The sequence below is a fragment of the Rhizobium sp. BK529 genome (assembly GCF_014194105.1).
GTDB lineage: Bacteria > Pseudomonadota > Alphaproteobacteria > Rhizobiales > Rhizobiaceae > Rhizobium.
This window is the reverse complement of the sequence record NZ_JACIAU010000001.1, coordinates 3,377,562-3,404,033: the sequence shown is the minus strand read 5'-3', so window position 1 is coordinate 3,404,033 and position 26,472 is coordinate 3,377,562. Positions and strand designations below refer to the sequence as shown.

The window sequence follows — 26,472 nt, the reverse complement described above, 5'->3', positions numbered from 1 at the left end:
GCGCTGAGGATCGAGCGATGCCGGAAAAGATCTTGAAGAGAAGTCTTGGCTGGTGTTCGAGCATCGTTGTTTCAGTCCTTGCAATGTGTCTGGCTGCCTCGGTTGGTTGGCTGCGTGAGCCAAGACAATATCGCGCCGATCCACCTGTTGCCGATGCGCTCGGAGGCATACGGTTAATGGCCAACGGAATCGGAGGCATGCCGCCAGAAGTATACTTTGCTCTTAACAAACCATACGAGACGAACGGCTACGATCTTAGCCAGGGCAAGCGGCTTTATGCCTGGTTCGGTTGCTCCTCCTGCCACGGCGACGGCAGAGGCGGGATTGGTCCATCCTTCCTCGACGGGTGGTGGCTATACGGTCCTTCCATGGTCTCGATCGTCGCCTCCATCCGCGACGGGCGGCCGCATGGGATGCCGGCCTTCAAGGACAGGATGACGATCGATCAGATTTGGCAGCTTGCCGGCTACGTCAAGGCGGTCGGATCTTATACCGCCAGTTCGGTTGCACCTGGCCGCGACGACGACCGTTACACGCGCCCAGCCGAAAACCGCGCACCGGCTGCCATTTTTTTCGAACAGGGTCCGTCTGCCTTGAAACCTGACCAGGGTCCGTCACCGTGAAGAGCCGCTCTCTGCCCGCACTCCTGCTCCTGCTTTCGGGATGCGGCGGTCCCCAGTCGGTTCTCGACGCATACGGTCAGGCTGCCATCGCACTGAAGGATCTGATCGTCTTCATTGTCCTGGTCGCAATCCTCATCTGGCTCGCGGTCATGATTTTCATGGCGCTCGCCCTTCTACGCCGTCAGCGTCAACTAGTTCCGGATTCTCGATCAGAGCGGCGGATAACAACTGTTGTGGCAACCGCCACCGCAGCGACCGCTCTTGTCGTTGCCGTCCTGACCGTAGCAAGCTTCTATACGACGCGTGCCCTGAACAGCGATGGAACCGCCGATCTCACGATAACCGTTCGTGCTCAGCAATGGTGGTGGCAGTTCATCTATGCCGATCAGGATCAAAAGCAGCTCTTCCAGACGGCTAACGAGCTTCATATTCCGGTGGGCAGAACTGTCCGCCTTCGACTTCAGGCGGCCGATGTCATTCATTCCTTCTGGGTGCCGAGCCTTGCGGGTAAACTGGACCTCATTCCGGGGCGAGAGAATATTTTGACCTTGCGCGCCGAAAAGCCTGGCGTCTATCGCGGCCAATGCGCCGAGTTCTGCGGCCTCCAGCACAGCCATATGGCCTTCGTTGTCATCGTCGAAGACGGTGCCGACTATCAGCATTGGTTGGCCACGCAGCGGCTCGACGGAGCATCTCCAACTGGAGCCGAGACCGTTGCCGGCAGGGCCGTTTTCCTGGCAAAACCATGCGCTGCCTGTCATACAATACGCGGGACACCTGCAACGGGATCGACCGGACCTGATCTCACTCATGTCGGAAGCCGCCGCACGATCGCAGCCGGTTTGCTCGATACCACCCGCGGCTCGCTTGCCGCCTGGATAGCCGATCCCCAAACGCTAAAACCAGGAAACAACATGCCGGTCGTGCCGTTGACGGCTGATGAGCTGCGGCAGCTTTCCGCCTATATGGAAAGCCTCCGATGACACAGGATCAGGCTTCCGCAGCTCCGACAGATATCGAACTCGCCGATGCCGAGGTCGAGCGACAGCTTTCCGTCACCTGGGGCTCGCGTCGGGGCTTTTGGGGCGCCATTGCGACCGTCGACCACAAGGTCATCGCAAGACGTTACGTCCTGACGGCCTTCATCTTCCTCATCCTTGGCGGAATACTTGCGCTTGCCATGCGCCTGCAGCTGGCACAGCCGGAAGCCCGTTTCATCGGCCCCGACCGGTACAACCAGATCTTCACCATGCATGGGTCGAACATGATGTTCCTCTTCGCCGTTCCGGTGATGGAGGCCATGGGGGTTTACTTCGTCCCCTTGCTGGTCGGCACCCGCAACATTGCCTTTCCAAGGCTGAATGCCTTTTCTTATTGGATATTCCTTTTCGGAGGCATCCTGCTCTGGCTGTCTTTTGCCCTCGACACGGCCCCCGACGTCGGATGGTTTGCCTACGTGCCGCTGTCGGGACCCGAATATGGCTCCGGCAAACGCGCCGATATCTGGGCGCAGATGATTACCTTCACCGAACTCTCGGCGCTTGCCGTTGCCGTCGAGATCGTGGTTACCGTCTTCAAGCAACGGGCGCCGGGCATGTCGCTGGATAAGGTTCCCGTGCTGGTCTGGGCGATGCTCGTCATGTCGTTTCTCGTCATCATGGCAATGCCGGCGATCATGTTCGCCAGTTCGACGCTGATCCTCGACCGCTTGGTGGGTACGCAGTTCTATAATCCGGCAGAAGGGGGCGATGCGCTGCTGTGGCAGCACTTGTTCTGGTTCTTCGGCCATCCCGAAGTCTACATCATTTTTGTTCCGGCTGTTGGAATGGTGTCGACCATTTTGCCTGCCTTCGTTGGACGCCCGCTTTTTGGCTACCTGCTCATGGTGATGGCGCTGATTACCACCGGGGTTCTTTCGTTCGGTCTCTGGGTGCATCACATGTTCACGGTCGGATTGCCGCGGCTGGGAGAGAGTTTTTTCACCGCGTCCAGCATGGCTATTTCAATCCCCGCTGGCATCCAGATCTTCTGTTGGTTGGCGACGATTTGGGCAGGGCGGCCGGTTTTCCGCACGCCCTTTCTCTTCGTAGTCGGCTTCATCGTAACCTTCGTCATCGGCGGCCTTACCGGCGTCATGGTGGCATCGGTGCCGTTCGATACCCAGGTGCATGACACCTATTTCGTCGTCGCGCATTTCCATTACGTTCTGATCGGCGGCGCGGTCTTCCCGCTGATTGCCGCCATTTATTACTGGTTTCCCAAGATGACCGGCAGGATGATGAGCGAACGGCTGGGCCGCTGGGCTTTCTGGCTGATCTTCATCGGTTTTCACCTGACGTTTTTTCCGATGCATATACTTGGCCTGATGGGCATGCCGCGCCGCGTCTACACATATCAGCCTGAGTTACCGTGGGCTGGTTTGAACCTGTTCGTCAGTCTGAGCTCGCTCGTCCTGGCTCTTGGCTTTCTTATTTTCTTCATCGACGCGTTCCGTAGCTGGCGCTACGGAGCACTCGCAGGTCCCAATCCCTGGAATGCAACGACCCTGGAATGGACGACATCGTCGCCACCGCCCTCTTATAATTTCCGACGCATTCCTGTCGTTGACACCAGGGAATTGCCATTGCCGGACGACGGTGAGATCGCAGTTGCGAGTGGACTGAGAACCGATCGCCGCGAGCTGTTGGTGACCAGCGTTGTTGAAGCGCTGCCGGAAGCGCGCGAGTCGTCGCCAGCCGACAGCGTCTGGCCTCTCTGGGCGGCCATTGCGACCGCGATCATGCTGATCTGGTCGATGTCCTCGCCCTGGGCCGTGGTCTGGGGCTCTATCCCGATAGCAATCACCCTTATCGGGTGGTTCTGGCCCAAAGGCAGCGCAGAGGACGAATCATGAAGGACCGGATCGTGCTTGATGTTTCGCGGTTACCCCTGCACGGGATGGGCTCCGCCTCCCCGACCTGGTGGGCAACGGGGGCATTCATGCTGATCGAAGGATCAGGCTTCGGTCTGGCGATTGCCGTTTATTTCTACTTGATGAGCCTAGCGCCGCAATGGCCGATCGATGCGCCGCCACCGGATTTGCTTCCCGGTACGCTCCTGACAGCACTACTTCTCGCCAGCGTTATCCCCAACCTGATGGTGTCGCGATGGGCAAAGCAAAAAAAGTTGAGAAAAGTGCAGATCGGTCTGGTGGTGATGTCGCTTTGCGGTGCTGCCCCGTTAGTCTTTCGCGTTTTCGAATTCCCGGCCTTGCATGTGAGCTGGGATGATAATGCCTATGGTTCGATCGTCTGGACCCTGCTCGGGTTGCATACGACCCATATCCTCACCGATCTGATCGATACGCTGGTGCTGACATGCCTGATGTTTACCCGGCACGGCGACAATGCGCGTCGCTACGGCGACGTTCAGGACAATGCGCTCTACTGGAACTTTGTGGTCGTCACCTGGCTTCCGCTCTATATCTGCATCTATTGGGTGCCTCGCCAATGAGTGTCGCTATAGCAAGAACTTCTGGACTGACTCTATCGCCGGCCGCCTGGGCGGTGAGCAGCCAGCTCGGGCAGATTCTTCCCTACGCCGATTGCGGCGGGGGAACCGCATGGACCGTATTCGCCGCCTTTGTGGCGACTGCTTTGGCTGTCGCCGGCGCGGTGCTTTCATGGCGGGGCCATCAGTCAACGGAATCGCGCAGTGCGCTCTTCATCAGCAAGGTCGGAATTCTCTTGGGGTTTGGCTTTGCCTTTGCATTGTTTCTTCAGGGGGCAGCGACGCTGCTGTTGAACCCATGCCTACGATGATCACTCCGATCATGCCGAGTTCGTCGATCCACGTCGCAAGCAGAGGAGGGTGTCCGTGCAAATCACTTTCACTCGCCTTAACTATGCCTTGACCACTTTCGTTCTGGCTCTGACTTTTATCGGTTTCGCAGCCGATCGAGTTAGGGACAAAGAGAAACGTCAGGCTGTGGCGATCGCCATGACGTCAGGCGATCCCTCTCGGGCACCAGCGATCTTTCGCCGCTATGGATGCGGAGGGTGCCACGTCATTCCAGGCATTCCCGGCGCGGATGGGAAAGTTGGCGGGCCGTTGATCGATCTGCGACAACGCCTCTATATTGGCGGTGTCGCCAGTAATACGTCCGAGAACCTCGTGCAATGGATCGTTTTTCCGCAGCGCTTCTCGGCAAACTCGGGAATGCCTGCAACGGGGATCTCTGAAGCTGAGGCAAGGGATCTGGCTGCCTATCTCTACGCGCAGTAAAATCAAGGATGGGGTGTCGGTCGGGCCGGCAGCGATTTGATATAGCGCGCGATTGCATCACGATCATCCTGAGGCAGTTGCGCCGTGTTGGTGACGACATCTGCCATCGATGAGCCGATCCGGCCGTGGTCCGGGGTTTTGCCGGTGCTGAGCATGGTGGCGATTTGCGCTTCCGTCCAGCCGCCGATCCGGCTCGGCGTGATATTCGGCACAAAGCCGGCGCCTTCGGGGTCAGGCCCTCCGGCGAAACGCGTCGAGCGCTTGATTGCGCCCAGCATGTTACGGGTCGAATGACACTCGGCGCAGTGGCCGAGTGTCTCGACCAGATAGCCGCCGCGATCGTGCATAGCATCGCCGTTGAGGGAAGCTTCGGACTTGCCCTCATGAAAAAACAGCAGCTTCCAAAATGCCAGCGGTCGGCGGAACCTGAACAGCAACGGCAGTTCATGCGGCGGAGGCCGCCCAGCTACCGGCTGCAGCGTTCGCAGATAGGCGTAAAGATCCCTTACATCGTCGAGCGACATGCCGGTGTAGCTCGGATAGGGGAATGCGGGATAGTAATGTTCGCCGCGAGGCGAGACGCCGCTGATCAACGCGTTTGCAAGATCGGCGACCGACCACGACCCGATGCCATCCACGGGGTCGGGCGAAATGTTTGGCGGCCTGAACATCCCGAACGGTGAGGCGAGCGCCAAGCCGCCCCCCAGTTTCAACCTGTCCGGCTGACCAGGTGTGGCGTGGCATGAAGAGCAGTCGGCAGCCAGAAAAACCAACTCTCCTTTGACAGCGTCGCCCGGCGTCAACGCGGCATCCTCAGGACTGAAGCGGCGATCGGCTTCTGTGACGTACAAGAAAAGAAGAACGGCGATCAATGTGCAGCCGATTCCGGCTGCAATCAGCCAAACCGGCGCCGATGACAGCAAGTTTCGAGCGCGAAGACGAGCGATGCGGAGATTGCCATCGGCTGAAGACGAGCTGCTCATCATGTCCTTCCGCCTGACCACAGCACAGATCGTCGTACATCCTCCCGCTGTTCAAGGCGTGCCCGGAAGATCGGTCGTGGTCTCCGATAGGTCCTTTTCCTGCTCTCCCGCAGCCATCATCTCGCGGAGCGGCGAGCGGGACACATTTTTCTCGATCGCTGCATGACCTGGTGTGTCGGGAAGCGCATTGCGGAAGTTCTTGGCGTAATCTTTCGGCATTTTCGGCGGCATCATCGGCTCGTATTGGTCGACGAAGGCCTGAATGACGACCGGACCATCCACAGAAAAAGCTTCTGCCAAAATCGGCTCTATCTCCTCAAAGCGCCTGATCGTGAAGCCGCGACCTCCCATCGCTTCTGCCGCCTTAGCAAAATCAATCGGCGCCAGTTCGCAGGCGAACTGAGGATTTCCGAGAAACATCATTTGCTCCCAGGCGATCTGATTGAGCATTCCGTTGCAGATGACCAGCAATTTCAGGGGAAGGCCGAGGCGGACGGCCGTCGAAAACTCTCCGAGCTGCATGCCGAAGCCGCCATCGCCGACGATAGCGTAAATTGGTCGCTTTGGATCGGCGACGCCGGCGGCGATCGCATAAGGCAAGCCGGAGGCCATCGAGGCGAGGGCGCCGGAGACGGCAAATTGGTTTTCGGTGCCAAGGTCTATATGGCGCGCCGCCAGCTCCGTGTTCTGGCCGGAATCGGCTACCACGACGCCGTTAGCCGCGATGCGCAGTCCGAAAGCTCGAACCACGGCCTGTGCCTTCAATGGCGCGCTCTGATCTGTCTCCATGGTATTCATTTTTTGGCGCCACGCGGACATCGCCCTTTGCGCCCGTTCCAGAAATGACCGATCCGCCTTTCTCGTCAGCTTGCTGTTGAGGAGCCGAAGCGATTCCTTCGCATCCCCCACGAGACCGGCATCGACGGGGAAGCGCAGCCCCACGCGCTGCGGGTCGCTGTCGATCTGAACGCCGCGGGCCGCCTCGGGTCGCGGATAGTATTCAATATAGGGAAACGACGAGCCGACGATCAATACGGCATCACATTGTTCCATGACCGCCTGTGACGGTTCGGTACCCAAGATCCCGATGCCGCCCGTGGTCAGGGGATCATCGTCGGCGAGAGCCGTCTTGCCGAGCAGGGCTTTGACGACCGGCGCAGCCAACAATTCGGCCGCCTCGCGCAATTCCTCCTGCGCACCAACGGCGCCCCGACCAGCGAGGATCGCTACCTTGCTGGCATCGTTCAGAATCTTTGACGCGTGATCAAGCTCGGTATCGTCGGGTACTTGGCGGCCTTGGAAATAGCGGTTCGGTACATGTTTTGGCCGGTTCCGTTTCGAGCGGGATTTCGAGTCCATTTCTTGAACGTCGTTGGCAATCGAAAGATGTGCAACCCCGCGGCGCGAGAGCGCCGAGCGGCAGGCGAGACTGGCGACATTTTCCATGTGCGACGCGTCACTGACATGCGCATTATAGATCGCGACATTGTCAAACACGCGGGTGAGGTCGACGTCTTGCTGGGTAAAGGTTTCGATCAGGTCATGAAACTGCGTCCCTGTAATCGCAAGCACCGGCATCTGGTCGAGCTTGGCGTCATAAAGGCCCGTCAGCAGATGAGTGCCACCCGGCCCAGACGTTGCGAGGCAAACGCCAAGCTTGCCGGTGAACTTCGCATAGGCGCTCGCCATGAAAGCTGCTGATTCCTCATGACGGACCTGTATGAACCGGATCTGATCCTGGCGCTTGCGCAACGCCTCCATCACGCCGTTGATGCCGTCTCCGGGAAGGCCGAAGATGACTTTGACGTCCCAATCGATTAGGGTGTCTATCAATATGTCTGCGGCGTTGGGCATCGAACTCGTCCTTTGCTTGTCAAAGACTGCAAACCTCTTTCACCATCAAAGGTTCCGAGATGTTTGCCTGAAGTACTTGCTCGGCGCGCGATCGCCCGAGAAGCAGGACAGCAGGATCCCCACTTCTGCGGTAATGCCCTAAGTTAGATCTGCTAGGAAGCTGGCCGATCGCTCATTGGTTGGAACTTTAGCCAATCGCATTGGTTCGATTCAGTGCCACGCAAGAACGGCGGAAATGCTGGAGGACGTGGGACGAAGCGAAATGGAGGCTCCAATGACGACGGCAAATACGACAACCGACCATGCGGCAATTCGTAAGTGGGTGGAAGCCCGCAAAGGGCATCCTTCCCGTGTCAAGGGTGCCAAGCAAGGAGGCATCTTGCGGATCGATTTTGGAGAGCCGGAAGAAAACTTGGAAGAAATTTCCTGGGATGAGTTCTTCGCCATTTTTGATGAAAACGAACTTGCTTTTCTTCATCAGGAAAAGACGGAGGGTGGTGAGAGAAGCCGATTCAATAAATTTGTCAGTCGCAACTGATGACTGACGGACAATGCTCGGCGCCATGACTGCGCGCGGACATCAAGATGGAACGAACCTTTCGCACGCTCTGGCTTTCTGCCGCCTACTAATTGTCCTGCGTTGTGCGCGAGATGTGGCGCTATCGCGGCGCCAACCGATCGAGCCTGTTCTTCCAGTCCTTGTACGGCAGCAGCATCTGACCCGGAAACCGCTTCTCGATCGCACTTTCCGTAAGAACGATTCTTGCGAATACCTCATTTGTTGGTGAAGCCTGATCCGACGCTTCACTCCGCCTCTCTAGGTCGGCCATCAGCTCGAAAAGCTCCTCATCTGTCATCGCCTCGAGCGCTGAGGCGAATTCACGCTCCGGCAAAGTGGCAATATTCGTCATGATGCACCTCCTGCCGGTAGCTCACTTTGGGCTCGATCTCATCAGCGCCAGTGGTTGACGCTGCCGGAAGCCTGTTCTGGGTTCCTTGCCAGTCCGGCGGCTGAAAGGGTGCCGCACTGGCCGTTACTGTTGTCGAAGCTTCTGCTCTCCTCGTTAGTGGCACTAGAACTTCAAAAGCGTCAAACTGTTCCCGGTCCCGTAGAACCGTCGTCGCCGCTCATCGCTCAAGGAGTTCACAGCTGCCGTTGCGTGGTACGCCGCTACAGGCACGAGCTGAAAGCCTAACGCAGCAATCTCGACGCGGCTGCATTCGTCCGGCGAACGGTTCATTGGATGGTTGCGTGAGGGCTCGGGCGACCCTGAACAGAAATGCTGCGGCCAAGGGCAGTGAAGCCGGTATCCACATCAAAAGTCCGGCGAGTTGCTGATCTTCAAGAGGTGACAGGCCATAGGCTTGCGATGTTAGAAAATGCGGGCTGAACAGAGGGTGCGGCGCAAAGGTCAGAAAAGCACCAAGCGCCGTCATCTGCAGGAGCGTTGCGGCGGAGACGATAAGTGCGCCGCCTACAGGCCGTCTCACGTCAAGAATTTCCTTCCAAAGCCATACGGCCGACAAGAAAAGCGGTACTTCCATGATCCAGTAAGTAGCATTTCCCGACAGCGCCCAAGCATAGGGTACGGGCAGATGCCATAACCAGAGCATCGTCGTGTGAAAGCCGAAGACCAATATCGATGGCACTCGATCCAAGAACGTCTCCCGGCTGAAGATAAAGCGCCAGATAAGCGGCGCAGCGAATGAGATCAGTATGAAGTGATGAACTGCTCTTGCCGAGAACAACGCTGAACTCAGCGCGCACAAGGGAGAAACGAAGGCGACAACGAGGAGAACGATAGCGGCCAGCCATTGATGGATGCGATTGTCTCGACGTGCTGGCAGCCAGGTCAATGCAGCGATAACGCTTATCGCGAGCAGCAGGTAAGGATCGACGTTCCAATCCGATATCAGGAGTTGAGGCGGTGGGGCGCTACCGCAGTATGGATCGAGTTTGAAAGTCATACCGCCCCCAAACATTGTTGTTTCGGCCACTAAACACGTGTGATTGGGGTTTGTTCCGGCGACCGCGGATCGCATTGCGCGTGCTGCCGAAAAGCAGGTCAAAATACGGTCGCCACACGCGGTCGTCTCAGACGAAGAACGTCACGTTGGGCACTCAGGGCGCACTGGGAAACAGCACTCTCACTCTCTGTTCTGCAGCTGTCCAGGTTTGAACGTGATAACGCCGCATGGCTGCAACGTTTGCCACGAAAATGACGATTCCCAGAACAACTGCGACAGTGACGCTCGATCCGACGACCGTCTTGACGACTATCCCAGTAAACACGCCGGCGATTGCTCCGGCGATGACGCTCACCAATCCTGCCGTGCTCATGAACGATTGCCAGCGCGACGCCTTGAAGGCCTTGTCGCTCAACACGGCCTGATCATCGTTCGTGAGTGGAATGGATCAAATATTTTTCCATCAGCGGCGCGATTTCGATGTAATAGTGGTGGATCCGTGCGATCCCACGCGCATGCACCATGTCTTCGATGGCAACCTGCACGGTCCGCACGAAAGTTACGAGACCGATGAAGTAGAGGCACGGCAACAGGATCAGGCTGAACAAGACAAACGACTGCCCCATCTGCGTAACCTGGGCAACAAAGGCGAGGGCAATCGTCGCGCTCGAGACCGACGTCAGAAAGAGGTTGGCGCGCTGGTTCGCCTCCTGGATCGTTGCCGTGCGGGCAGTCTGCAGTGCGAAATGTTCGGTAGTCATGAATTGCAGCACCTTCGGCCCGGATTTAGCCTCGTCTGGCCTCGGACCGATCGCATCACTCGCGTGCCGCTCCTTCATTGCTTTTCTTGCACCCCATCTGGTTTGGAGTCCGCGACACGGTGCCCGCAGCGAACTCTCAAGAGTGTCGATTTTCATGATGCGCTCTGCAATGCAGATACGCCAACGGGCTCCGTTTTCGAAAGCACCAGTCGGATCCTGCGACGAAGAACACGCCGGCTTCGATAGTGTTCCATTGAAGACGGAAACGAGAACGCGCTGGAGGACCAATATCTGCTCTCGGTAGCGGTCGGGCGGCGCTTACGCCCAGCCGCGCCTGCTGTCATATTCATCGACGAGGGCCGGGATGAAGACAGCTGGGTCAGCAGGTATGCCGCTCGATCTCGCGCCGGCAAAGACGCGTTCGGAGGAATCGGGGATTCCACCCTTCATCGGTCCACTGTTGGCTCGGCCAGCGGCTGCTTGTTTATCAGGCGAGCGTAGGTGGCGCGAACCGACCTGAAGATACGATCTATCCAAATCGCGGATGCAAATGGCTAGCCCCTAGCGAGCGCAATATAATGCCGATGGCCGCTCGATCTGCAGCATGACACATCGAGGCCGGGCACGAGCCCGGCCTTTGGGATTTTCGAGCGCCGTCGAACTCTGCTTCGGCGGCTCTGAACGATATGACAGTAAGAGCTGACACTCTCAAGATCACCTAGGCCGTGATGATGTAGACGATCTCCAGACTGCTCGGATCGACGATGACGATCCGGCCGTCCGCGAGGACGAAAAAGTCATAGCCTTTGTATTCCGGGACGATCTTCACAATTCGCGGCGGCAGCGGTTGAAGACGGACTTTCTTCGGAATCTTGGTTCCGACGGTGACGGTAAGGTTTGCCTCCTCGACAGGTCGGACGTGCACTTCCTTCACGACCTGGCGAATTTCGGTCTGCTGTTCCGTCGTGATGTTGACATTCGCCGTGGTGTTCGACGACTGGTTCTTGGTCGTAGTGCTGCCCGTCGTTTCACCGCTGGGCTGCGTGGTCGACTTCTGCTGCGTCATCGAGCTGCCGGAATTCTGCTGCGACCCGGGTTTTTTTATCGTGGTTTCACCAGATGCCTGCCCTGTGGTGGTTCCGCCGGCCGAGGGATTGGTTTTCGAGGGCTGCTGCGCGTTCTGCTGCATCTCCGTGCCCTTGCCCGAATTCTGCTGTACCTGTTTGCCCTTCTCCGGTGTCGGGCAGCCTCCCGATGCATCGGGTGTCGGGCAAGCCGTCGTGCCGGACTGCGGCTGCCCGGATTGCGACTGCCCGGAGTCGGATTGCGACTGGCCGCCGCCCTGCATGTTCTGCTGGGCCGAGGTCGGGAATGCGGCAAGCGGCGACACGCTGAGCGACAAGGTCGCTAATACCATGGTCAGATGAGTGGTTTTCATGTTGAATCTCCGTGGATTCTGGCGCGCCATGCCGTTCGCATCTTCAGCGGTTCATCCGCTTTTTCGTAAACCGGAAATCAAGAGAACTGTTCCCGGTATGGGACCTAAGTCTGAAGCTCAGAGCTCCCATCCCGCCCCTCCTAGGAGCGGTGTCGACTTCACGATCAGGCCGGTGTCGCCTGGGATGGAAAGATCCGGCAGTCTGGCGTGATGAGTCAACAATATCGCACGCCCGCTAGCCAGGCTCACCCAACATGCAATCCAAAACATCACAGGCGGACGTCCTTGGAACTCACAGTTGGTGACCGTCTCTTCAGCGACCTCTGCCTCGCGACAAAGCTGGTCGCGAGTTATGTCGAGCGATGGGCAACCCCGGGTGAACGCGTCTTCGTCGACAAATATAGATTAGCCGCCTCGCCGCCGCCGAGACTTGCGCCGCCTTGAGGGTACAGGCGGCGGACGTGGTTACCATCGTCAGGCTCCCGCGTTGGCGTCTGAAAGCTGCGCGGAGATCTTGCAGCTGACGCCATCCACGTCATAGATGACGATCGATTCGCCGTTCAGCTCCGTCGCGAGCAGGCGTTCGATCAACAGTGAGCCGAAGCCTTTTTTTGTCGGAGCGCTGACGGCCGGCCCGCCTTTTTCGGTCCATTGGAACTTCAGGGTTGACGCGTCCTTCCCTTCGAGTTGCCAGGTGATCAAGACCCGCCCATCCGGGACCGAAAGGGCGCCGTATTTGGCAGCATTGGTGGCAAGCTCGTGAAGCGCCAGCGAAAATGCCACCACCGCTCTCGCGGGCAGGGGAACCGGTACGCCCGTTACATGAAATTTCTCCGCCGCGAATGGAAGGAGGGCTTGGTCCACGACCGATCGTAAATCGGCCTTCTGCCATGTTCCCTGGATGAGGAGGTCATGGGCGCGGCCAAGAGAAGACAGTCGTGCGCCGAAGGTTTCGACATCAACACTGTTCTCCTCGTTTCGTCCAAACGTCTGCCTTGCGATTGCGGTTACAGTGGCCAGGACATTCTTGACCCTGTGATTGAGCTCGCCGACCAACAGGGCCTGAAGACGTTCCGCTTCCTTTCGGGCAGAAATGTCATGCGCCACTTTTGAAGCGCCGACAACGCGGCCCGTTGCGTCATGAATGGGTGAAACGCTGAGCAAAACATCCACAAGCTTGCCGTCCTTGCACCGTCTGACTGTCTCGTAGTGCTCAACGATCAGGCCGGCGGCGATCTGTCTGAGAATGGCGGGCTCTTCTTCCTTGCGGTCATCGGGGACAAGTATCAGCACGGATTGCCCGATCGCCTCCGATTCTGAATATCCATAGAGCTTCGTCGCTGCCGCATTCCAGCTGGTGACTTTCATGTCGAAATCGAGGCCGAGTATGGCGTCGTTCGAAGAGGCAATCATCGCCGCTAGATGTGCTTCGACCTGACGCACGCGCTTACGTTCGGTAATATCGACGACGATTGCGCCGGCCCGCTTGATCCGGCCATTCTCGTCACGAATGGGATAGACCGAATTTGCGGTCCAGACGTGATTTCCATTCTTTCGAACATGGCGCTTCTCGATATTGAAGCTTTCGCCCGTCTCGATCATCGTCCGATAGAGGCGAAGACTCTCGGCGCGGTCATCCTCGACGGTAATGTCGTGCATCTTCATGCCGAGAAGTTCTTCGGCGGAATAGCCTACCATCTCGCAATAGCGCTGGTTCACGCTCAGGAGCTGACCATCCAGATCGGCCTCCACTATGCCCGCCGCCGACTGGGCAAATATCGCCCTCAGGCGATCCTCGCTTCCGCGAAGTGCGGCTTCCGTTCGAACCCTTTGTGTTGTCTCGTTGACGATGCAGAAAACGCCTAGAACGCAGCCGGTTTCGTCACTCACCGGCGAGTAGGAAATATCGAAATAGACGGTCTCGGGGCGGCCGTATCGCTCTAGGTAAAAGGGGCGGTTCTTAGCGAATACGGTCTCGCCACGATCAAGAACGCGGACCAATAGCGGCTGAAGATCATCCCAAAGCTCGCTCCAGTTTTCCCGGGCCGGCCGTCCGAAAGCCCGCGGATGCTTGTCTCCAATCGTCGCCGCATAGGCATCATTATAGAGTGCGACAAAATCCTCACCCCAGAAGAGCACGATCTCGGCCTGCGAGGGAAGCATGATATCGACGGCGGATTTCAGACAGTTCGGCCATTTGTCCGAAGGGCCAAGACTGGTCCGCGACCAGTCCGTTGCGGAGAACAATCCTTTCATCTCCCCGGCCATGGATGGTCCTTCGCGTTATGACATGTCGCCATCGTGAATGTTTCTGCAATTCAAAGACTTGTGCCAGCCCAAGTCATCTGTTGGAATCCGAAACTTAACGCATGTCAATCATCGCGCAAGGGCATGGAAGAGTGCGGACGGGCTCTTTTCTTTTGAAATAGGGATCGCCCCTGGTCTCAGCGCCCGCAGACCGCAGCGCCTGAACCGCTTCGTATTTAGGATGTCTTTGAGAGCACATGAGCGGCAGCAATCAGTTCGGCATCTTCTAGGAGAAGATAGGCACCGTTAACGCCCTGCAATCGAGGGCGGTCGAGCGAGAACGCTGTTATCTGCAGGCTTGATCAGATGGCGGACTTCAAGGTTGATCGCTTCGGTCGCGAAAGATTCCGATACTTCCGAGTCGCATCTGGGCTGCGGACATCGGCGAACGGCCGCTGCCGCTGCTCGGCCCGGCCGTTACTACTGGAACGTCCGCGGCAACCGCCGCTCCAGCCGCAGGCGCGGCACCAATTTGCGTAGGACCCATGCTGCGGCGATGGCGAAGCCGATGTGAAGCCACGGGTGGGTATCGCCATGGTCGGAGGAAGCATCTTGCGTCTCTCCACGAATGACAGCCAGCCGCCCGCGCAGATCAGCGACTTCCTTTCGGAGCCATGCGATTTCCTTACGAGCTGCATCGAGGTCAAGATCCAATGCGTCGTCTGGGGAATCGGTCACAGGCGGCTCGTCTTCCAGTTCAGCAAGATGCTGTTCCAGGGCGGCTTTGGCGAGACGGCCTTTCGTGCGGATATTGGTCACAGGTTGCCTCCTAATGCTTCCGGGTATGGGAGCACCGGATCGTTGCCGGGCTTGCATTGGCGCTTTGCCGGACGGCGCTTATCGCCGGTTGAGTGAGTGGTCGATGGATTCGAGCTGTCCTGTTGCAATCTGCCAGGCGCACTGGCTTTCGCCCTTATGTCGATGAATGGGTGCTTTGACAGAGTCATTGTTCCTGGAAAAGGAGAATGCACGGGGTTCCGAAAGGATGCAGGCAGAGCGTCAAGTTTCCAGACAGTTATCGCAGGCATCACGGTCACGTCATTGTTTCGCGGCGCGGTACGCCCGACATTGGCGGGGTCGACAAGGGTCCGTCTGGAACTCGACCGGAAATCCGCCGGTCGCACGAGCTGCAATTCGAGCGTATCGGTCAGACCTTTGAAGTCACCAATGCCGTCATCGTCCTTGAAGGTTGCGACGTCCGGGCAGCAGATCACACTGTTCTTGTAATAAAGATCAATCATGTCACCCATCCGTTCAACGCGGCACGAAAACGACCACGCTAGGCGGCCGTTGTCAGTGGCATCTTGTTGTTCAGGCGGCCTTCTTGCCCTTGGCATTGGCCACGGTTTCTGCAAGCTTCGTCAGCTTCTGGTCGGTCGCTTTTTCTTCTTTCAGATTATCCTGGAGAAGTGCAACGGCGTCGTTGAGGCCGAGCTGCTTGGCCCATGCGATCAGCGTGCCGTAGCGGGCGATCTCGTAATGTTCGACCGCCTGGGCGGAGGAAATGAGGCCGGCATCGAGGGCCGATGAATTCTTGAATTCCTCGATGATTTCCTCACCTTCTGCAAGTATCCCCTGAATTGCCTCACAGGTCTTTCCTCGGGCCGGTTTTTTGATGATTTCGAACACCTGCTCAAGCCGTTCGACCTGCGCTTCGGTCTCGTCCCGGTGCTGCAGGAACCCTGCCTTGCCCTCTTCGGATTGCGCTGCCCGAGCCATTTTCGGCAGAGCCTTCAGGATCTGCTTTTCGGCGAAATAGATATCCTTGAGGGTGTCGAGGAACAGGTCTTCAAGCGTCTTCGGATTTGCCATTTTATCATCTCCTAGGATTTTGATCTCGGCAATCGGACAAAGTCCAAATGCGGCTGAAAGTTCCGGCTGTCTTTGCAGGTTCATAGCTCTCCACGGGCTTGGTCTGGCCTACAGTGCATCAATTTAGGCTTTCGTGGCTCCTGTCAGAGAATTTCGTGGCGCGGTGTCAACGATGCGACCGGTTGGAACACCAAATACGGATCGATTTGTCCGGAAGGCTCAAATAGGATTCACTGCAGCGATGTCTTGCTCAGAGGGCGCGTGCAGCGAGGAACCGGGTGTCAGCGACGCGCGTTTGGAACGTGCCTGCAAGGCTGAAGTCAGCCACTGGCCCTGAAGGGAGCAAAGCAAATGGCACGCTCCTCTTTCAGACTATTGCCGAGGACCCGGAATGAGCGAGACAAGCGCAGATATTGGCGAGCTAGTGGGACGAGCAATCGAGGTTGCAAAGGCGGCATATTTTGCAGCCGAAGCAAAAATGCCCTATCGCTCCCCCGGCGTCGCGGAATTTGGAAAACCTGATAAGGTCTCGTTGACAATTTATATCGAAGGCGGCGCGATCACCATAGAGCTGCCTATAAAGCGAGCCGTGGCTTCTACACGAAAGTGAGGCTGCCCACGGTATGTCGGGAGACTACCCTTCAGATTTCATCGACATTTGGATCGGCGCGCAGGATCTCGAGTGTCCGCAGACCCGCGATGTATTTGGCGGTATCGGCACCAGTTTTTTTTGCTTGTGCAAGATTGTCTTTCAGATCGGCGAGCTTTACCGGACGTGCTAATGCATTTCCTGCGGCGCGGGTGACGAATTCCTCATCGGTTTCTTCAGGTCTTCGTGTAAGAGCATTCACAGCGTCGATAATCTCCGACGTAAAACCTTCGGCCCGTATCCGCTCCAACGTCCAGCCCTTGCCTTTCTCCACAATGTCATGCAGGTAGGCGACGATCTTTTCGCCGTCGCTTTCAACACCGTCCGCAACCCGTTGGCAGTGCGAAAAGTAAGGCGCACCGGTCTTGTCAGATTGCCCCTCGTGGGCTGTGGCAGCGATTTGCATTGCTTTCGCTAGTTCGTTCAATTTCTGTTCTCCGACCGTCTGATCGTAAGCGCGCTTGCAGGTGTCCTGTCATTGACATGATGTCACCTCCACTTCTGCCTAACGGAGCAGTGTGTCGCAGGTTCCCCCACCAAATACAGGTTTGCTGGTCCGGACATTTGTTCAAAACACAACCTGCAGGGACGCCAGGCTCCCAATCAGCCTGAGCAGGTGACGGCAAGCGAGTCCCGCAGATAAACCAGTCACAATACTGGCGGCCCGCCCGACGACCCTGAGAGGACGCAAGTATCAGGAACATTTGCCGTGTCGCCCCGTTAAGTTGCGACATCAGACCCTATGAGGTGCCGCCATGCAGAGCAAATTGCTTTCCGACGAGGCCGATGAGCGGACCTTTATTCTGATCCTTGATGATGGCGAGGAGGCGTTCGCGGCGATTTCGCGATTTGCAGAACTCCAGTCAATTGATGGCGCGTCGATCAGCGCGATCGGTGCCTTCAGCAGCGCCGTCGTCGGTTTCTTCGATTTCAAAACCAAGACCTACCGGAAGATCCCGATCGAAGAGCAATGTGAGGTGTTGAGTACGCTCGGTGACCTCGCCCGGGGCGACGACGGGAAACCGAGCCTGCATCTGCATGTCGTGCTTGGACTTTCCGATGGAAACACCCGTGGTGGCCATTTCATCGAGGGGTTCGTTCACCCGACGCTCGAAATCATCATTCGAGAGAATCCGGTAGGGCTGCGGCGCAAAAGGCGGCCTGATCTCGGAATTGCGCTGATCGACCTCGATTTGGAGGCGGATCCGCCACCACCCATTGTCCCGTTTTCTCGCTGACCTGAATAGATTTCGGAACTCTGAAATCGGGATTGTGGGTGACAACGCGGGCGCAGACCGATGTGAATGATAGAGCGCGCGCCGCCTGGCGATCACCGCATCAATCGGCCGGATCGCGGTCGCCCGGTTCGGGCGACGTTACAGACCTTGTTCGCGTATTGGAACGTCCGGCAATTCGGGCCGTTTATGTCGGTCTCCTCCATCGGATTCATTCATGCGATCGCATTTCAAGCCATTCCTCCTCTTCGCTTCGACGGCCCTGATCTTTCTATTCGCAACGGCCAACGCCTTTGCTGTCGGCGGCGAAAGCGCGTCTAAGCCGTCCGAAGCGCTCTTTCTTGTTCAGATCATCCTGCTGGTCGTCGCCGGACGGCTCACAGGTGAATTGATGGTTCGTCTAGGCCAACCGTCGATCATGGGACAGATCATTGCCGGTATCCTGCTTGGCCCTTCGATCCTGGGTCTCGCATTCCCTGATATTCAGGCGATGCTCTTTCCGGCTGGCGAAGGGCAAAAAAGCATGGCGGATGCGGTCGGGCAGCTTGGCATCCTTTTCCTGTTGCTGCTCGCCGGCATGGAAACCGATCTCGTGCTGGCCAGAAAGCTTAGACGTTCGGCGGCCGGAGTGTCCTTGACCGGCATTGTCATTCCCTTCGCTGCCGGCTTCGCGCTCGGCGAGTTCCTGCCCGAAACGCTCCTTCCTGATCCGGAGAAACGGCTTGTTACCGCACTTTTCCTCGGCACCGCGCTCTCGATCTCTTCGGTCAAGATCGTCGCCTCCGTAGTGCGCGAGATGGATTTCATGCGGCGTAACGTCGGACAACTCATCGTGGCCTCGGCGATCATCGACGATGCGATCGGTTGGGTAATCATTGCCGTGACCTTTGGTCTGGCAAGGACCGGGGCGGTCGATCTCCTGACGCTTGCGAAAAGCGTGATTGGCACGGTGGCTTTCATGGCTGTGAGCTTCACGGTGGGTCGGAGGGTGGTCTTCGAGATCATTCGCTGGACGAACGACAATTTCCGCAGCGATCTGCCGGTCCTGAGTGCAATCATCACCATCATGGGTGTCATGGCACTGATCACCGATGCGATCGGCGTCCATACCGTTCTGGGCGCGTTCGTCGCTGGGATCCTCGTCGGCGAATCGCCCATCCTGACCCGTCAGATCGATGTCCAGCTTCGCGGATTGACGACGGCATTGTTCATGCCGGTTTTCTTCGGCCTGACCGGCCTGCAGACGGATCTGACGATTTTATCCAACCCAGCTATTCTGTTGCTGACGGCAGCCATCGTCCTGATCGCGTCTGTCGGAAAGTTCGGAGGTGCATTTGCCGCAGCCAGGATCGGCGGCTTCTCAACGCCAGAAGCTTTGGCGCTCGGCTGTGGTATGAATGCACGAGGCTCGACCGAAGTGATCGTCGCAACGATCGGTCTGTCCGTCGGGGTTTTGAACCAGCAACTCTTCTCGGTGATCGTCGCCATGGCGATCATCACAACGATGGCAATGCCGCCGAGCTTGCGCTGGGCACTGGCGCGTCTGCCCTTGCGGGGAGAGGAACGGGATCGCCTTGATCGCGAGGCGTTTGAAGAAAATAGCTTCGTGGCGAAGTTCGAACGCATGGTGCTTGCCATTGACGAATCGTCGAGCAGCCGGCTGGCGGGGTGGCTCGCAGCATTACTTGCTTCCACGCGCCAGATGCCTATCACCGTCGTCGATATTGCCGGACGCGAGCAGCATGCCGATGTGCTGGAGGTCAGCGAACGGCATTCGCAAAAATCCACCAGTGCGGAAGCCATCGCAGCAATTATCAGAGAACGAGCCCGGGATCTTTATGCGGCGCACGAGGGCGAAGGCATAAAATCCGGGCCCCATGTCACAACCTTCGCGCAGGATGGGCCAATCGAGCCGGTGCTCAGTGAAATGTCGGAAACCGGGCACGACCTTCTTCTGGCCGCAGTGGAGCCGTTGACGGCCGCTGACGGCGGCTTCAGCGATACCCTTCAGACAATCACCCGCGCGTTCAAGGGGACGGCGGTCGTTATCTCTGCGAGGGGCATCCTTCCGCAGCGTAGCAGGGATCTGCGCATTCTCATCCCGGTGAGCGCGACTGAGCGCTCGACGCGGGCCGCGGAATTCGGGTTTGCGCTCAGCCAAGCGGCGGGTGCCCAATGCGCCGTCATCCGTATCGAGGAGCCCCGTCAGGTCGCAGCCCTTCCGCGTGTCAGCGACCGCGGCAATTCCAATGACGATGCATTCCGGTCTATCAAACCCATTGCCGAATATTACGAGCAGGCGCCCGAGAAAATCGTGCAACGAGGCGGCTCGCCGGAATTGGCAATTTTGCGCCATGCCCGTTCCGGCGGCTATAATCTGATCGTTCTTGGTGTCAGCCGTCGCGCGGGTGACACTCTGTCGTATGGCGAAATCGCCGAGACGCTTTTGCACACGGCGGATCGCTCCTGCGTATTTGTCGAGACGGAACTACCCATGCCGGCTACGAAGAGCGAATAGTGCCGAGTTCTACCACGTACCAAAGTCCCGAAAACGGACCCTCTTCCTCATTCAACCCGGCGGCCGAGCGTATCGGCGACATAGGCACCCCGCGCGCCCATCGGCCGCGACGGTCCGGTCGTCGTGTCGCGAGCTGTCTGATGTTCCAGTTCGGCATTGAGCTCGGCGCCGACGATGAGGATCGTGATCGACAGCCAGATCCAGACAAGCAGGCCGATCAAGGCGCCAAGCGTGCCGTAGGTCGCATTATAATTGGCAAAATGGTCGAGATAGAAGGCAAAGCCGACGGACATAACCGACCAGGCGAGGGTGCTGAGAGCAGCGCCCCAGGTTAGCCAGCGTAATCTGGCCGGCTCGCGGCTTGGCGCAAACCGATAGATCGTCATCACAGCAGATGTAACGATGATGAGCAGCAGCGGCCAGCGGCCGAGAAGGGCGAAGTCCTCCTCGAAGCGGTCGAGCCAGACATAGGAGAGCAGCAGCGGTACGGCAGCCACCAGGGCGATGATGACGATTGCGCCGATGATCGCGCAGAGGGTGAAGGCAAGCGCGACGAGGTTCAGGCGGACGAGACCGCGCTTCTCCTTTTCCTCATACGCGACGTTCATCGCATCGAAAAGCGCGAGCGTGCCGCTATGGGTGCTCCAGAGCGCAAGGGCGAGGCCAACGAAGAAGGCGACCCCGAGGCTTTCCTCTCGTCGGCCGGCGAGTGCCCGGATCTGGTCTGCGACGATGTCGAAGGCTCCCGGCGGCAGAAGGATTGCAAGCTTGCGCAGATGGCCGGCAATCGTTAGCGGGTCGGCTGCGAGGCCGTAAAGAGAAACCAGCGCAGCAAGTGCCGGGAACATGGCCAGCAACAGATAAAAGGTCACGCCTGCCGCAACGAGCATCACCCGATCATCGCTGACTTCCTCGAGGAGACGCCAGAAGACATCACGCAGACCGTGCATCGGGATCTCCTCTGGAACCTCCGCGCGTCTGCCTCGGTCATCATTCAGTGCGGTCGCGACGCCTCCTGACGATCGCCTTGAACTCCGTCCTTGATAGGCCAGGGCAAAACCGCCGACAGCAACCAGCAGTAAGGCCGCAGTGGATAGAATTTGCCGCTGGATCATGGTGACCGTCTGCTCCGTTCAAAAGACTATCCGCGCCAGTCGATCCTATGGGCATGCGCGCTGTCGATGAGGCAATCGTGCATGTGGCCCTTTTGTTCCGCATCCGGCACAGCTCGCACCGTTCCGGCAAAGCCATCGATTGCCTTTGCTTTTAGCTAGGCATGGCGATGAGGCCGGTATAATCAGCGGAATAATTCCCGGCCATGATAATTTCGTCGTAGAAAAGCCCCGCTCTGTTGAGTTTTGTGAGCAGCCTCAACGGCAAAAAGGCGACATAGGGAGCATTCCGTTACTGCTTGCGCAACGCCGGGACGAACTACCAACCGCAGTGCCCGAGAAAGTCTTTGAGCCATGTCCAAAAAAGGAAATGTTGGGTGTCCGTCTCGATAGACCTGATCCCAGTTGTCGCGAACTGCGTCATACGCGATACAATGGAGTCGATGCATATGCCGCTCCCATATCCATACTCATACCTAATTCCAGAAATTCTAATTAACGGGAAGCATCGATCCTCAAATAAGTCGTGCGGGTGACCCCAGATGTGAAATGGGATTAGTCCTTGCGGCCAAGGTTTTTGTCTAAAAACTAGAGTGCGACAATCCGCGGGCTCGCATGGATGAAGGCCCAGAGCGCCTTGCTGATATCGACAATCTCAGCAATCGACATCTCTAGAAGCTCCATTTCCCGCTCATCCATCTGTTCGACTTTGCCGTAGCGGATTTCCTTGTCGTCTTCGACCAAGCGCATGAGCTGCGTGCTGGAGATTTCGCCCTTCTCATCGAAGGAATAGATGCAATGATTGTATTTGTTACGCATCTTCGATTCCTTTTTCAGACGCGCCATGGCCGAGAGGATCGCTTCGCGGTCCGCGGCAGGTGTCGAAGGAAGCTTTGCGAGACGCTCGACGAGGTCGATGCGCGCACGCGTTGTATTGAGCGTCAGGAAAACCACGATCGCCGCCTCCTTCTCCACGTCGAGAAGATGCGCGATAATATATATCAGCAGACTTTCCGTGTTCGTCCAAACATAATTCAGCCGTCCAACGCTCAATAACACATCGGACATGGCCGTCATGCTGAACTCCCTTGGTATAGACAATAACAATATATGGACTATATCATGTAATTCCGTGGATATTTCGATCTTGTCTGCCCCTAGCGCTCCCTTGAAGGCGCTCGACATGTTGTCCGACGATAGGTTTGCTCGGATATTTGACGAAGGTGCGCTCCGAAGCCTGGCTCAGTACTTCGGCGGAATGCAGGGAACGCGCGGAATCTGTGAATACGGGCGATTTCAGCACCTGGAATCTTTACGCGCACAATGTACGTGTCCTTAACCGATAAGCCCGCATTCTCTTGGAGGTTAGTGCTCACTGGTATCTTCGGCGACATCGGAAACGTGCGAGTTGCCGCCGATGCCGCTGGTGTTACTGAGCATATTCGCACCCTGAACCAGTTCCAGATGGAAGCCCGAACTGGCGAGGATCGCGGAAGCGCCTGCGGTCGAAGGGCCAGTGCCGGCATCATTGGTTACGCCGTCGACTAGGGCGCCCACCTTCACCGTGTCGTCGTCGGAGCCCTGCGGACAGGGCTTCGGATGATAAGGCATTCCAGTTTCCTCCAGCAAAAACCGGAGCAGCTTTCGAAGTCCCTCTCATCTCAAATGGGATCTTTGCCCGCGCTTGCTCCGATGCGTTAACATCGGCAGATGTACTCACTACCTTGTCACCTGCTGCTTCATCGCGATCTGTAGGCCAAATTCTCTGTTGGGATCGGGCCTATTCAGTACAAAGACTGCCAAATCCGGTTCCGGACTCGATATGGACGCGAGCGAGGCGGTCGAACCGTTCTTTGTATTTCCTCAAGAAGACCGAGTAGCAAAACACATGGCGATACTTGATTTTCACATCGTCACATCGGTGACCATCATAAACTGATGGAAAAAAATTCAGGCCGATAGTTATCAATTTGGGTTAAGGCACCTGAACGCCAGCTCAATACGTCAGGCGGGCAGCATGCTTGACGAAAGTGGTGTGTGGATTCGGTACGGTGCGCCCTTACCTCGGAATCCGTCTGTTTCGATTGATTGCGATATCGCGAAGTTAAGCCCGAAAGGTTCTCCGTCTTATTTTAAGATATCATCTGCCCATTACCTCTTTGCTTTCGTGTGTCTCGAACTAATACACAGCGGTTTATACCGCGATCTAGTTGAAATACCGCCCACTAGTATGTTTGTTGCCAAAAATGCAACCATAAAGTAGCAAAAAATAATATAACTTCATGGTAACTAACCCATTTGGGCCATTTCTTTCCTTTGAAATCCATATTAACATAATTAAGAAATGCCTAAAAGATAAGGCGGTCACGTGCCAATGTTCGTCGGCATGTAATACCCGCCACCGCGCCAATGGGAGTAGATGCTCCGAGTTTTAGTATAGTGTAGCGCTAGGGGAGGCGTATATGTTCATGGTTGGGTCGGAAGTAGGAGATTCGGATCAAGCAAGGAGACTGGGTCCGAGTGGGGAAACAATTCTGGTAATCGCCAAGCCGGATTTATTCTCCGAATGCATGGTCGAAGCACTGGCGAAGAAATTCCCGAATTTCGATGTCTTAAGCGTCCCGAGCGCGCAGTCCATATCCGAGAGGGATATTCAGGACATGCGGCTTGTCCTGTTTTACCATATCGCCGGTATCGAATTGCATGATGCCATGCAGACCGTTCGAGAAAATCGTCCGGACGCATCGATCGGCCTCGTCGTCGAAGCTATCGACATGATGGAGCCTTATATCAGCCGCCTTGTCGAAGCGCGCGTCATCGATGGCGTATTGCCGCTCAATCTGCGCCTGGACGTTTTCATGGCTGCAATCGATTTGTTGATGAAGGGCGGCGAGCATTTTCCGTCCGCGCTTCTCGGCCGTCTGTCCAATCGGGCGACCGCACAGATCGAGCCTTCGCTGTACCAGACGAAGTCTGTCGACGCAGCACGCGCTAACGCGCTGAAGCTTCGCCGCAACAGCATGGCGGCTCTGACGACGCGAGAAGTGCAAATTCTCGATCTCATCTGCAAGGGCACACAGAACAAGATCATCGCCGATAAGCTTCACCTGTCCGAAAACACGGTGAAAGTTCATGTCCGCAATATCTATAAGAAGATGAACGTGAGAAACCGCACGGAGGCGGCCTCCCGCTTCTTCAACGACACTTCGGACAACGGTGATATTTCCGGCAGGTGGCCGCATTAGTCCGTCAATCCATCAGGGATGAGCGGGAGAAACAGCGCGACTTCTGGCCGAACCGCTTGGTGAGCAGATATACGGTGCAGAGCCGGGATATTCTGCGGCGTTGACCCTTGCCGGAGCGGTGATCTTCGGTTCGGCAGCATAGGCGAAGTCCTTCGTGGCGTGTGAAACGCGCGCCACCATAACACTCTTCTCCGTACTTCCTACGGTGCTCGCGTGACGACTGCACAAGACATCGGTCCGGAATCATCATTGCTGCCAAAGCCTAAGAATTGAGTCTGCATATAGATGTGCCAGGCACTTGGTGATGAACTGTCATCCGGCTCCTTTATTTGGGCGATAGTGACGCGCCCTTCCATCCAATAGCTGAGATTTCTTTTATATCGGCCTTTGGCTGAGGCTAGAGCAGCCGGATGAAAAGCTTCGCAGAATAATTCTTTAAGGATTAATCAAATGAGTGCCGGGTTTTGCTATAGTAGCTATTTGGAATTGTACCAACGTTTTTAAATTGACCTCGGTTGATATTCTCCTATCATTTTCAACATGGCTACAATCATTCGAGGAATAACTGATAGTATTGCATGATCGATGCTACTTCATGTTGAGGTAATCGAGGGGGATGAGAAGGAGCCTAAAAAATAGAAGGGTCCAGAAGGACCCCGTCTCATGGGAAGGAGTTTGTAGTGCGTAGTTTCATTCCCACGAAAACTCATCGGGAACCTGCGTCCGCATCGACACCATCACGGCGAAAGGCAGTACTGGTCAACGGCGGCGCTGGTTTCCTGGGTTCCCATCTTTGCGAGCAGCTTCTCGATCGTGGCCATCAGGTCATCTGTCTCGATAATTTCTACACCGGCCGCCGCGTCAATATCGAGCATCTGCTGCAGAACGCCCGCTTCCAGCTTCTCGAACATGATGTTCGGCAGCCCTATGATGTCGAAGCGTCCGTCATCTTCAACTTTGCTTCGCCGGCCTCGCCACCGGACTATCAGCGCGATCCCGTCGGAACGTTGCTGACCAATGTTCTTGGAGCCGTCAATACGCTGGATGCAGCCCGCCGTAGCGGGGCAACAGTCGTTCAGTCCTCGACTTCGGAAGTTTACGGAGATCCGCACGAGAACCCCCAACGCGAGACCTATTTCGGCAACGTCAATCCGATCGGTCCCCGCAGCTGTTACGACGAAGGCAAACGGTCAGCTGAAACCCTCTTCTTCGATTATCACCGCAAATATGGCGTCGATATCAAGGTTGGCCGAATCTTCAATACTTACGGTCCGCGCATGCGCCTCGATGATGGACGAGTCGTGTCCAACTTCATCGTCCAGGCGCTTTCCAACGCAGACATAACGATCTACGGCGACGGCCGGCAGACCCGTTCTTTCTGTTATGTCGACGACCTCGTTGAGGGCTTCCTGCGTTTCGCCGATACCGGCGAAAGCTGCATCGGCCCGATCAATCTTGGGAATCCGGCGGAGATCACGGTGCGGGATCTTGCCGAAATCGTTCTCGATCTCACCAATTCGCGCTCGCGTGTCGTTTATCTTCCGGCCGTAACGGATGATCCGCAGCAGCGCCGGCCGGATATAACCCGCGCCAGGGAAGAGCTGAGCTGGTGGCCTAGCACGGAACTGAAGACCGGGCTGAAGCGCACGATAGCCTACTTCGATGCACTGCTGGCCGAAAAGCAAGTGGTGGAGGCCGTATGAG

General features: G+C 57.0%; 26 protein-coding genes and 2 pseudogenes. 13 read left to right on the top strand and 15 right to left on the bottom strand.

Annotated elements, in window-relative coordinates; translation table 11 throughout:
• Positions 1–17 precede the first annotated feature (17 nt).
• The 5 genes from FHX08_RS17035 (at position 18) to FHX08_RS17015 (ending at position 4,886) form a co-directional block, all read left to right on the top strand.
• On the top strand, positions 18–623 hold the full coding sequence (locus tag FHX08_RS17035; protein WP_132653173.1) for a cytochrome c: 606 nt from the start codon (positions 18–20) through the stop codon (positions 621–623).
• Complete coding sequence (gene coxB, locus FHX08_RS17030) at positions 620–1,606, top strand: cytochrome c oxidase subunit II (protein ID WP_132653172.1); 987 nt, start codon at positions 620–622, stop codon at positions 1,604–1,606. The genes FHX08_RS17035 and coxB overlap by 4 nt, the downstream gene beginning before the upstream one ends.
• Complete coding sequence (gene ctaD / locus FHX08_RS17025; protein ID WP_132653171.1) at positions 1,603–3,516, top strand: cytochrome c oxidase subunit I; 1,914 nt, start codon at positions 1,603–1,605, stop codon at positions 3,514–3,516. The genes coxB and ctaD overlap by 4 nt, the downstream gene beginning before the upstream one ends.
• Positions 3,513–4,115: a cytochrome c oxidase subunit 3 gene (locus tag FHX08_RS17020; protein ID WP_132653170.1), complete on the top strand. Its 603-nt coding sequence runs from the start codon at positions 3,513–3,515 to the stop codon at positions 4,113–4,115. Before ctaD ends, FHX08_RS17020 begins: the two co-directional genes overlap by 4 nt.
• 363 nt (positions 4,116–4,478) lie before the next feature.
• Positions 4,479–4,886 carry a c-type cytochrome gene (locus FHX08_RS17015; RefSeq protein WP_132653168.1) on the top strand — a complete coding sequence of 136 codons (408 nt, stop codon included), beginning with the start codon at positions 4,479–4,481 and terminating at the stop codon, positions 4,884–4,886.
• A 2-nt stretch (positions 4,887–4,888) separates the two neighbouring features.
• Here FHX08_RS17015 and FHX08_RS17010 read toward each other — a convergent pair whose 3' ends face one another.
• Positions 4,889–5,758 carry a c-type cytochrome gene (locus FHX08_RS17010; RefSeq protein WP_245508251.1) on the bottom strand — a complete coding sequence of 290 codons (870 nt, stop codon included), beginning with the start codon at positions 5,756–5,758 and terminating at the stop codon, positions 4,889–4,891.
• Positions 5,759–5,920: 162 nt separating this feature from the next.
• Positions 5,921–7,723, bottom strand: coding sequence for a thiamine pyrophosphate-dependent enzyme (locus FHX08_RS17005; protein ID WP_132653167.1), 1,803 nt, complete (start codon positions 7,721–7,723; stop codon positions 5,921–5,923).
• Positions 7,724–7,997: 274 nt separating this feature from the next.
• On the opposite strand from FHX08_RS17005, the gene FHX08_RS17000 reads away from it, so the two are divergent.
• The gene (locus tag FHX08_RS17000) at positions 7,998–8,261 is read left to right on the top strand and encodes a hypothetical protein (RefSeq protein ID WP_132653166.1); all 264 of its coding nucleotides are present in this window, start codon (positions 7,998–8,000) and stop codon (positions 8,259–8,261) included.
• A 121-nt stretch (positions 8,262–8,382) separates the two neighbouring features.
• On the opposite strand, the gene FHX08_RS16995 is transcribed toward FHX08_RS17000, so the two are convergent.
• Both FHX08_RS16995 and FHX08_RS16990 read right to left on the bottom strand, forming a co-directional pair.
• The gene (locus FHX08_RS16995; RefSeq protein WP_184327339.1) at positions 8,383–8,634 is read right to left on the bottom strand and encodes a hypothetical protein; all 252 of its coding nucleotides are present in this window, start codon (positions 8,632–8,634) and stop codon (positions 8,383–8,385) included.
• A gap of 217 nt (positions 8,635–8,851) precedes the next feature.
• Positions 8,852–9,691 (bottom strand): cytochrome c oxidase assembly protein, encoded by an 840-nt coding sequence (locus FHX08_RS16990; RefSeq protein ID WP_132653164.1) that lies wholly within the window; start codon positions 9,689–9,691, stop codon positions 8,852–8,854.
• 227 nt (positions 9,692–9,918) lie between these two features.
• Between FHX08_RS16990 and FHX08_RS31470 the strand changes: the two genes are divergently transcribed.
• The gene (locus tag FHX08_RS31470) at positions 9,919–10,116 is read left to right on the top strand and encodes a hypothetical protein (protein ID WP_245508250.1); all 198 of its coding nucleotides are present in this window, start codon (positions 9,919–9,921) and stop codon (positions 10,114–10,116) included.
• Here the strand turns inward: FHX08_RS31470 and FHX08_RS31465 are convergent, their stop codons facing one another.
• Positions 10,117–10,452: a hypothetical protein gene (locus tag FHX08_RS31465; protein ID WP_246698301.1), complete on the bottom strand. Its 336-nt coding sequence runs from the start codon at positions 10,450–10,452 to the stop codon at positions 10,117–10,119.
• Positions 10,453–11,170: 718 nt separating this feature from the next.
• Positions 11,171–11,920, bottom strand: a complete 750-nt coding sequence (locus FHX08_RS16980) for a DUF1236 domain-containing protein (protein WP_312862145.1) — start codon at positions 11,918–11,920, stop codon at positions 11,171–11,173.
• Between the two features lie 255 nt (positions 11,921–12,175).
• On the opposite strand from FHX08_RS16980, the gene FHX08_RS16975 reads away from it, so the two are divergent.
• Positions 12,176–12,334, top strand: coding sequence for a hypothetical protein (locus FHX08_RS16975; protein WP_165911867.1), 159 nt, complete (start codon positions 12,176–12,178; stop codon positions 12,332–12,334).
• 30 nt (positions 12,335–12,364) lie between these two features.
• Here the strand turns inward: FHX08_RS16975 and FHX08_RS16970 are convergent, their stop codons facing one another.
• The 4 genes from FHX08_RS16970 to FHX08_RS16955 all read right to left on the bottom strand — a co-directional run bounded on the left by FHX08_RS16970 (position 12,365) and on the right by FHX08_RS16955 (position 16,009).
• A complete protein-coding gene (locus FHX08_RS16970; protein WP_184327382.1) occupies positions 12,365–14,146 on the bottom strand; it encodes a PAS domain S-box protein in 1,782 nt (593 codons plus the stop codon).
• 471 nt (positions 14,147–14,617) lie between these two features.
• Positions 14,618–14,956 (bottom strand): hypothetical protein, encoded by a 339-nt coding sequence (locus tag FHX08_RS16965; RefSeq protein ID WP_132653163.1) that lies wholly within the window; start codon positions 14,954–14,956, stop codon positions 14,618–14,620.
• Positions 14,953–15,438: a hypothetical protein gene (locus tag FHX08_RS16960; protein WP_132653162.1), complete on the bottom strand. Its 486-nt coding sequence runs from the start codon at positions 15,436–15,438 to the stop codon at positions 14,953–14,955. Before FHX08_RS16960 ends, FHX08_RS16965 begins: the two co-directional genes overlap by 4 nt.
• A 70-nt stretch (positions 15,439–15,508) precedes the next feature.
• Positions 15,509–16,009 carry a ferritin-like domain-containing protein gene (locus tag FHX08_RS16955; protein WP_132653161.1) on the bottom strand — a complete coding sequence of 167 codons (501 nt, stop codon included), beginning with the start codon at positions 16,007–16,009 and terminating at the stop codon, positions 15,509–15,511.
• A gap of 391 nt (positions 16,010–16,400) precedes the next feature.
• On the opposite strand from FHX08_RS16955, the gene FHX08_RS16950 reads away from it, so the two are divergent.
• Positions 16,401–16,619: a hypothetical protein gene (locus tag FHX08_RS16950; RefSeq protein WP_132653160.1), complete on the top strand. Its 219-nt coding sequence runs from the start codon at positions 16,401–16,403 to the stop codon at positions 16,617–16,619.
• A 31-nt stretch (positions 16,620–16,650) separates the two neighbouring features.
• Here the strand turns inward: FHX08_RS16950 and FHX08_RS16945 are convergent, their stop codons facing one another.
• The gene (locus FHX08_RS16945; protein WP_132653241.1) at positions 16,651–17,064 is read right to left on the bottom strand and encodes an HD domain-containing protein; all 414 of its coding nucleotides are present in this window, start codon (positions 17,062–17,064) and stop codon (positions 16,651–16,653) included.
• 349 nt (positions 17,065–17,413) lie between these two features.
• Here FHX08_RS16945 and FHX08_RS16940 point away from each other — a divergent pair, with 349 nt between their 5' ends.
• Positions 17,414–17,896, top strand: a complete 483-nt coding sequence (locus FHX08_RS16940; RefSeq protein ID WP_132653159.1) for a PPC domain-containing DNA-binding protein — start codon at positions 17,414–17,416, stop codon at positions 17,894–17,896.
• A 214-nt stretch (positions 17,897–18,110) separates the two neighbouring features.
• Entirely contained in the window at positions 18,111–20,411 is a 2,301-nt protein-coding gene (locus tag FHX08_RS16935; protein WP_132653158.1) for a cation:proton antiporter, read from the top strand.
• Positions 20,412–20,458: 47 nt separating this feature from the next.
• Here FHX08_RS16935 and FHX08_RS16930 read toward each other — a convergent pair whose 3' ends face one another.
• The 4 genes and pseudogenes from FHX08_RS16930 to FHX08_RS16920 form a co-directional block, all read right to left on the bottom strand.
• The gene (locus FHX08_RS16930) at positions 20,459–21,526 is read right to left on the bottom strand and encodes a YihY/virulence factor BrkB family protein (RefSeq protein ID WP_132653157.1); all 1,068 of its coding nucleotides are present in this window, start codon (positions 21,524–21,526) and stop codon (positions 20,459–20,461) included.
• Positions 21,527–21,683: 157 nt separating this feature from the next.
• Positions 21,684–21,972 (bottom strand): annotated as a pseudogene (locus tag FHX08_RS32045) (cellulose biosynthesis protein); the annotation flags it as partial.
• A 139-nt stretch (positions 21,973–22,111) separates the two neighbouring features.
• On the bottom strand, positions 22,112–22,600 hold the full coding sequence (locus FHX08_RS16925; RefSeq protein ID WP_184327338.1) for a hypothetical protein: 489 nt from the start codon (positions 22,598–22,600) through the stop codon (positions 22,112–22,114).
• Between the two features lie 288 nt (positions 22,601–22,888).
• Positions 22,889–23,050, bottom strand: a pseudogene (locus FHX08_RS16920) (fibrinogen-binding protein); the annotation flags it as partial.
• Positions 23,051–23,985: 935 nt separating this feature from the next.
• Between FHX08_RS16920 and FHX08_RS16915 the strand changes: the two are divergent.
• The gene (locus FHX08_RS16915) at positions 23,986–24,768 is read left to right on the top strand and encodes a helix-turn-helix transcriptional regulator (RefSeq protein ID WP_132653155.1); all 783 of its coding nucleotides are present in this window, start codon (positions 23,986–23,988) and stop codon (positions 24,766–24,768) included.
• A 680-nt stretch (positions 24,769–25,448) separates the two neighbouring features.
• The gene (locus tag FHX08_RS16910) at positions 25,449–26,471 is read left to right on the top strand and encodes a UDP-glucuronic acid decarboxylase family protein (RefSeq protein ID WP_132653154.1); all 1,023 of its coding nucleotides are present in this window, start codon (positions 25,449–25,451) and stop codon (positions 26,469–26,471) included.
• Position 26,472 lies beyond the last annotated feature (1 nt).

Bases quoted from the DNA above. Each gene is read 5' to 3' on its own strand.
- FHX08_RS17035 (WP_132653173.1), top strand. From the start codon at position 18: ATGCCGGAAAAGATCTTGAAGAGAAGTCTTGGCTGGTGTTCGAGCATC.
- ctaD (WP_132653171.1), top strand. From the start codon at position 1,603: ATGACACAGGATCAGGCTTCCGCAGCTCCGACAGATATCGAACTCGCC.
- FHX08_RS17020 (WP_132653170.1), top strand. From the start codon at position 3,513: ATGAAGGACCGGATCGTGCTTGATGTTTCGCGGTTACCCCTGCACGGG.
- FHX08_RS17005 (WP_132653167.1), bottom strand. From the start codon at position 7,723: ATGCCCAACGCCGCAGACATATTGATAGACACCCTAATCGATTGGGAC.
- FHX08_RS17000 (WP_132653166.1), top strand. From the start codon at position 7,998: ATGACGACGGCAAATACGACAACCGACCATGCGGCAATTCGTAAGTGG.
- FHX08_RS16995 (WP_184327339.1), bottom strand. From the start codon at position 8,634: ATGACGAATATTGCCACTTTGCCGGAGCGTGAATTCGCCTCAGCGCTC.
- FHX08_RS16990 (WP_132653164.1), bottom strand. From the start codon at position 9,691: ATGACTTTCAAACTCGATCCATACTGCGGTAGCGCCCCACCGCCTCAA.
- FHX08_RS31470 (WP_245508250.1), top strand. From the start codon at position 9,919: ATGGCTGCAACGTTTGCCACGAAAATGACGATTCCCAGAACAACTGCG.
- FHX08_RS31465 (WP_246698301.1), bottom strand. From the start codon at position 10,452: ATGACTACCGAACATTTCGCACTGCAGACTGCCCGCACGGCAACGATC.
- FHX08_RS16980 (WP_312862145.1), bottom strand. From the start codon at position 11,920: ATGGCGCGCCAGAATCCACGGAGATTCAACATGAAAACCACTCATCTG.
- FHX08_RS16970 (WP_184327382.1), bottom strand. From the start codon at position 14,146: ATGAAAGGATTGTTCTCCGCAACGGACTGGTCGCGGACCAGTCTTGGC.
- FHX08_RS16960 (WP_132653162.1), bottom strand. From the start codon at position 15,438: ATGATTGATCTTTATTACAAGAACAGTGTGATCTGCTGCCCGGACGTC.
- FHX08_RS16955 (WP_132653161.1), bottom strand. From the start codon at position 16,009: ATGGCAAATCCGAAGACGCTTGAAGACCTGTTCCTCGACACCCTCAAG.
- FHX08_RS16950 (WP_132653160.1), top strand. From the start codon at position 16,401: ATGAGCGAGACAAGCGCAGATATTGGCGAGCTAGTGGGACGAGCAATC.
- FHX08_RS16945 (WP_132653241.1), bottom strand. From the start codon at position 17,064: ATGCAAATCGCTGCCACAGCCCACGAGGGGCAATCTGACAAGACCGGT.
- FHX08_RS16940 (WP_132653159.1), top strand. From the start codon at position 17,414: ATGCAGAGCAAATTGCTTTCCGACGAGGCCGATGAGCGGACCTTTATT.
- FHX08_RS16935 (WP_132653158.1), top strand. From the start codon at position 18,111: ATGCGATCGCATTTCAAGCCATTCCTCCTCTTCGCTTCGACGGCCCTG.
- FHX08_RS16930 (WP_132653157.1), bottom strand. From the start codon at position 21,526: ATGATCCAGCGGCAAATTCTATCCACTGCGGCCTTACTGCTGGTTGCT.
- FHX08_RS16925 (WP_184327338.1), bottom strand. From the start codon at position 22,600: ATGACGGCCATGTCCGATGTGTTATTGAGCGTTGGACGGCTGAATTAT.
- FHX08_RS16915 (WP_132653155.1), top strand. From the start codon at position 23,986: ATGTTCATGGTTGGGTCGGAAGTAGGAGATTCGGATCAAGCAAGGAGA.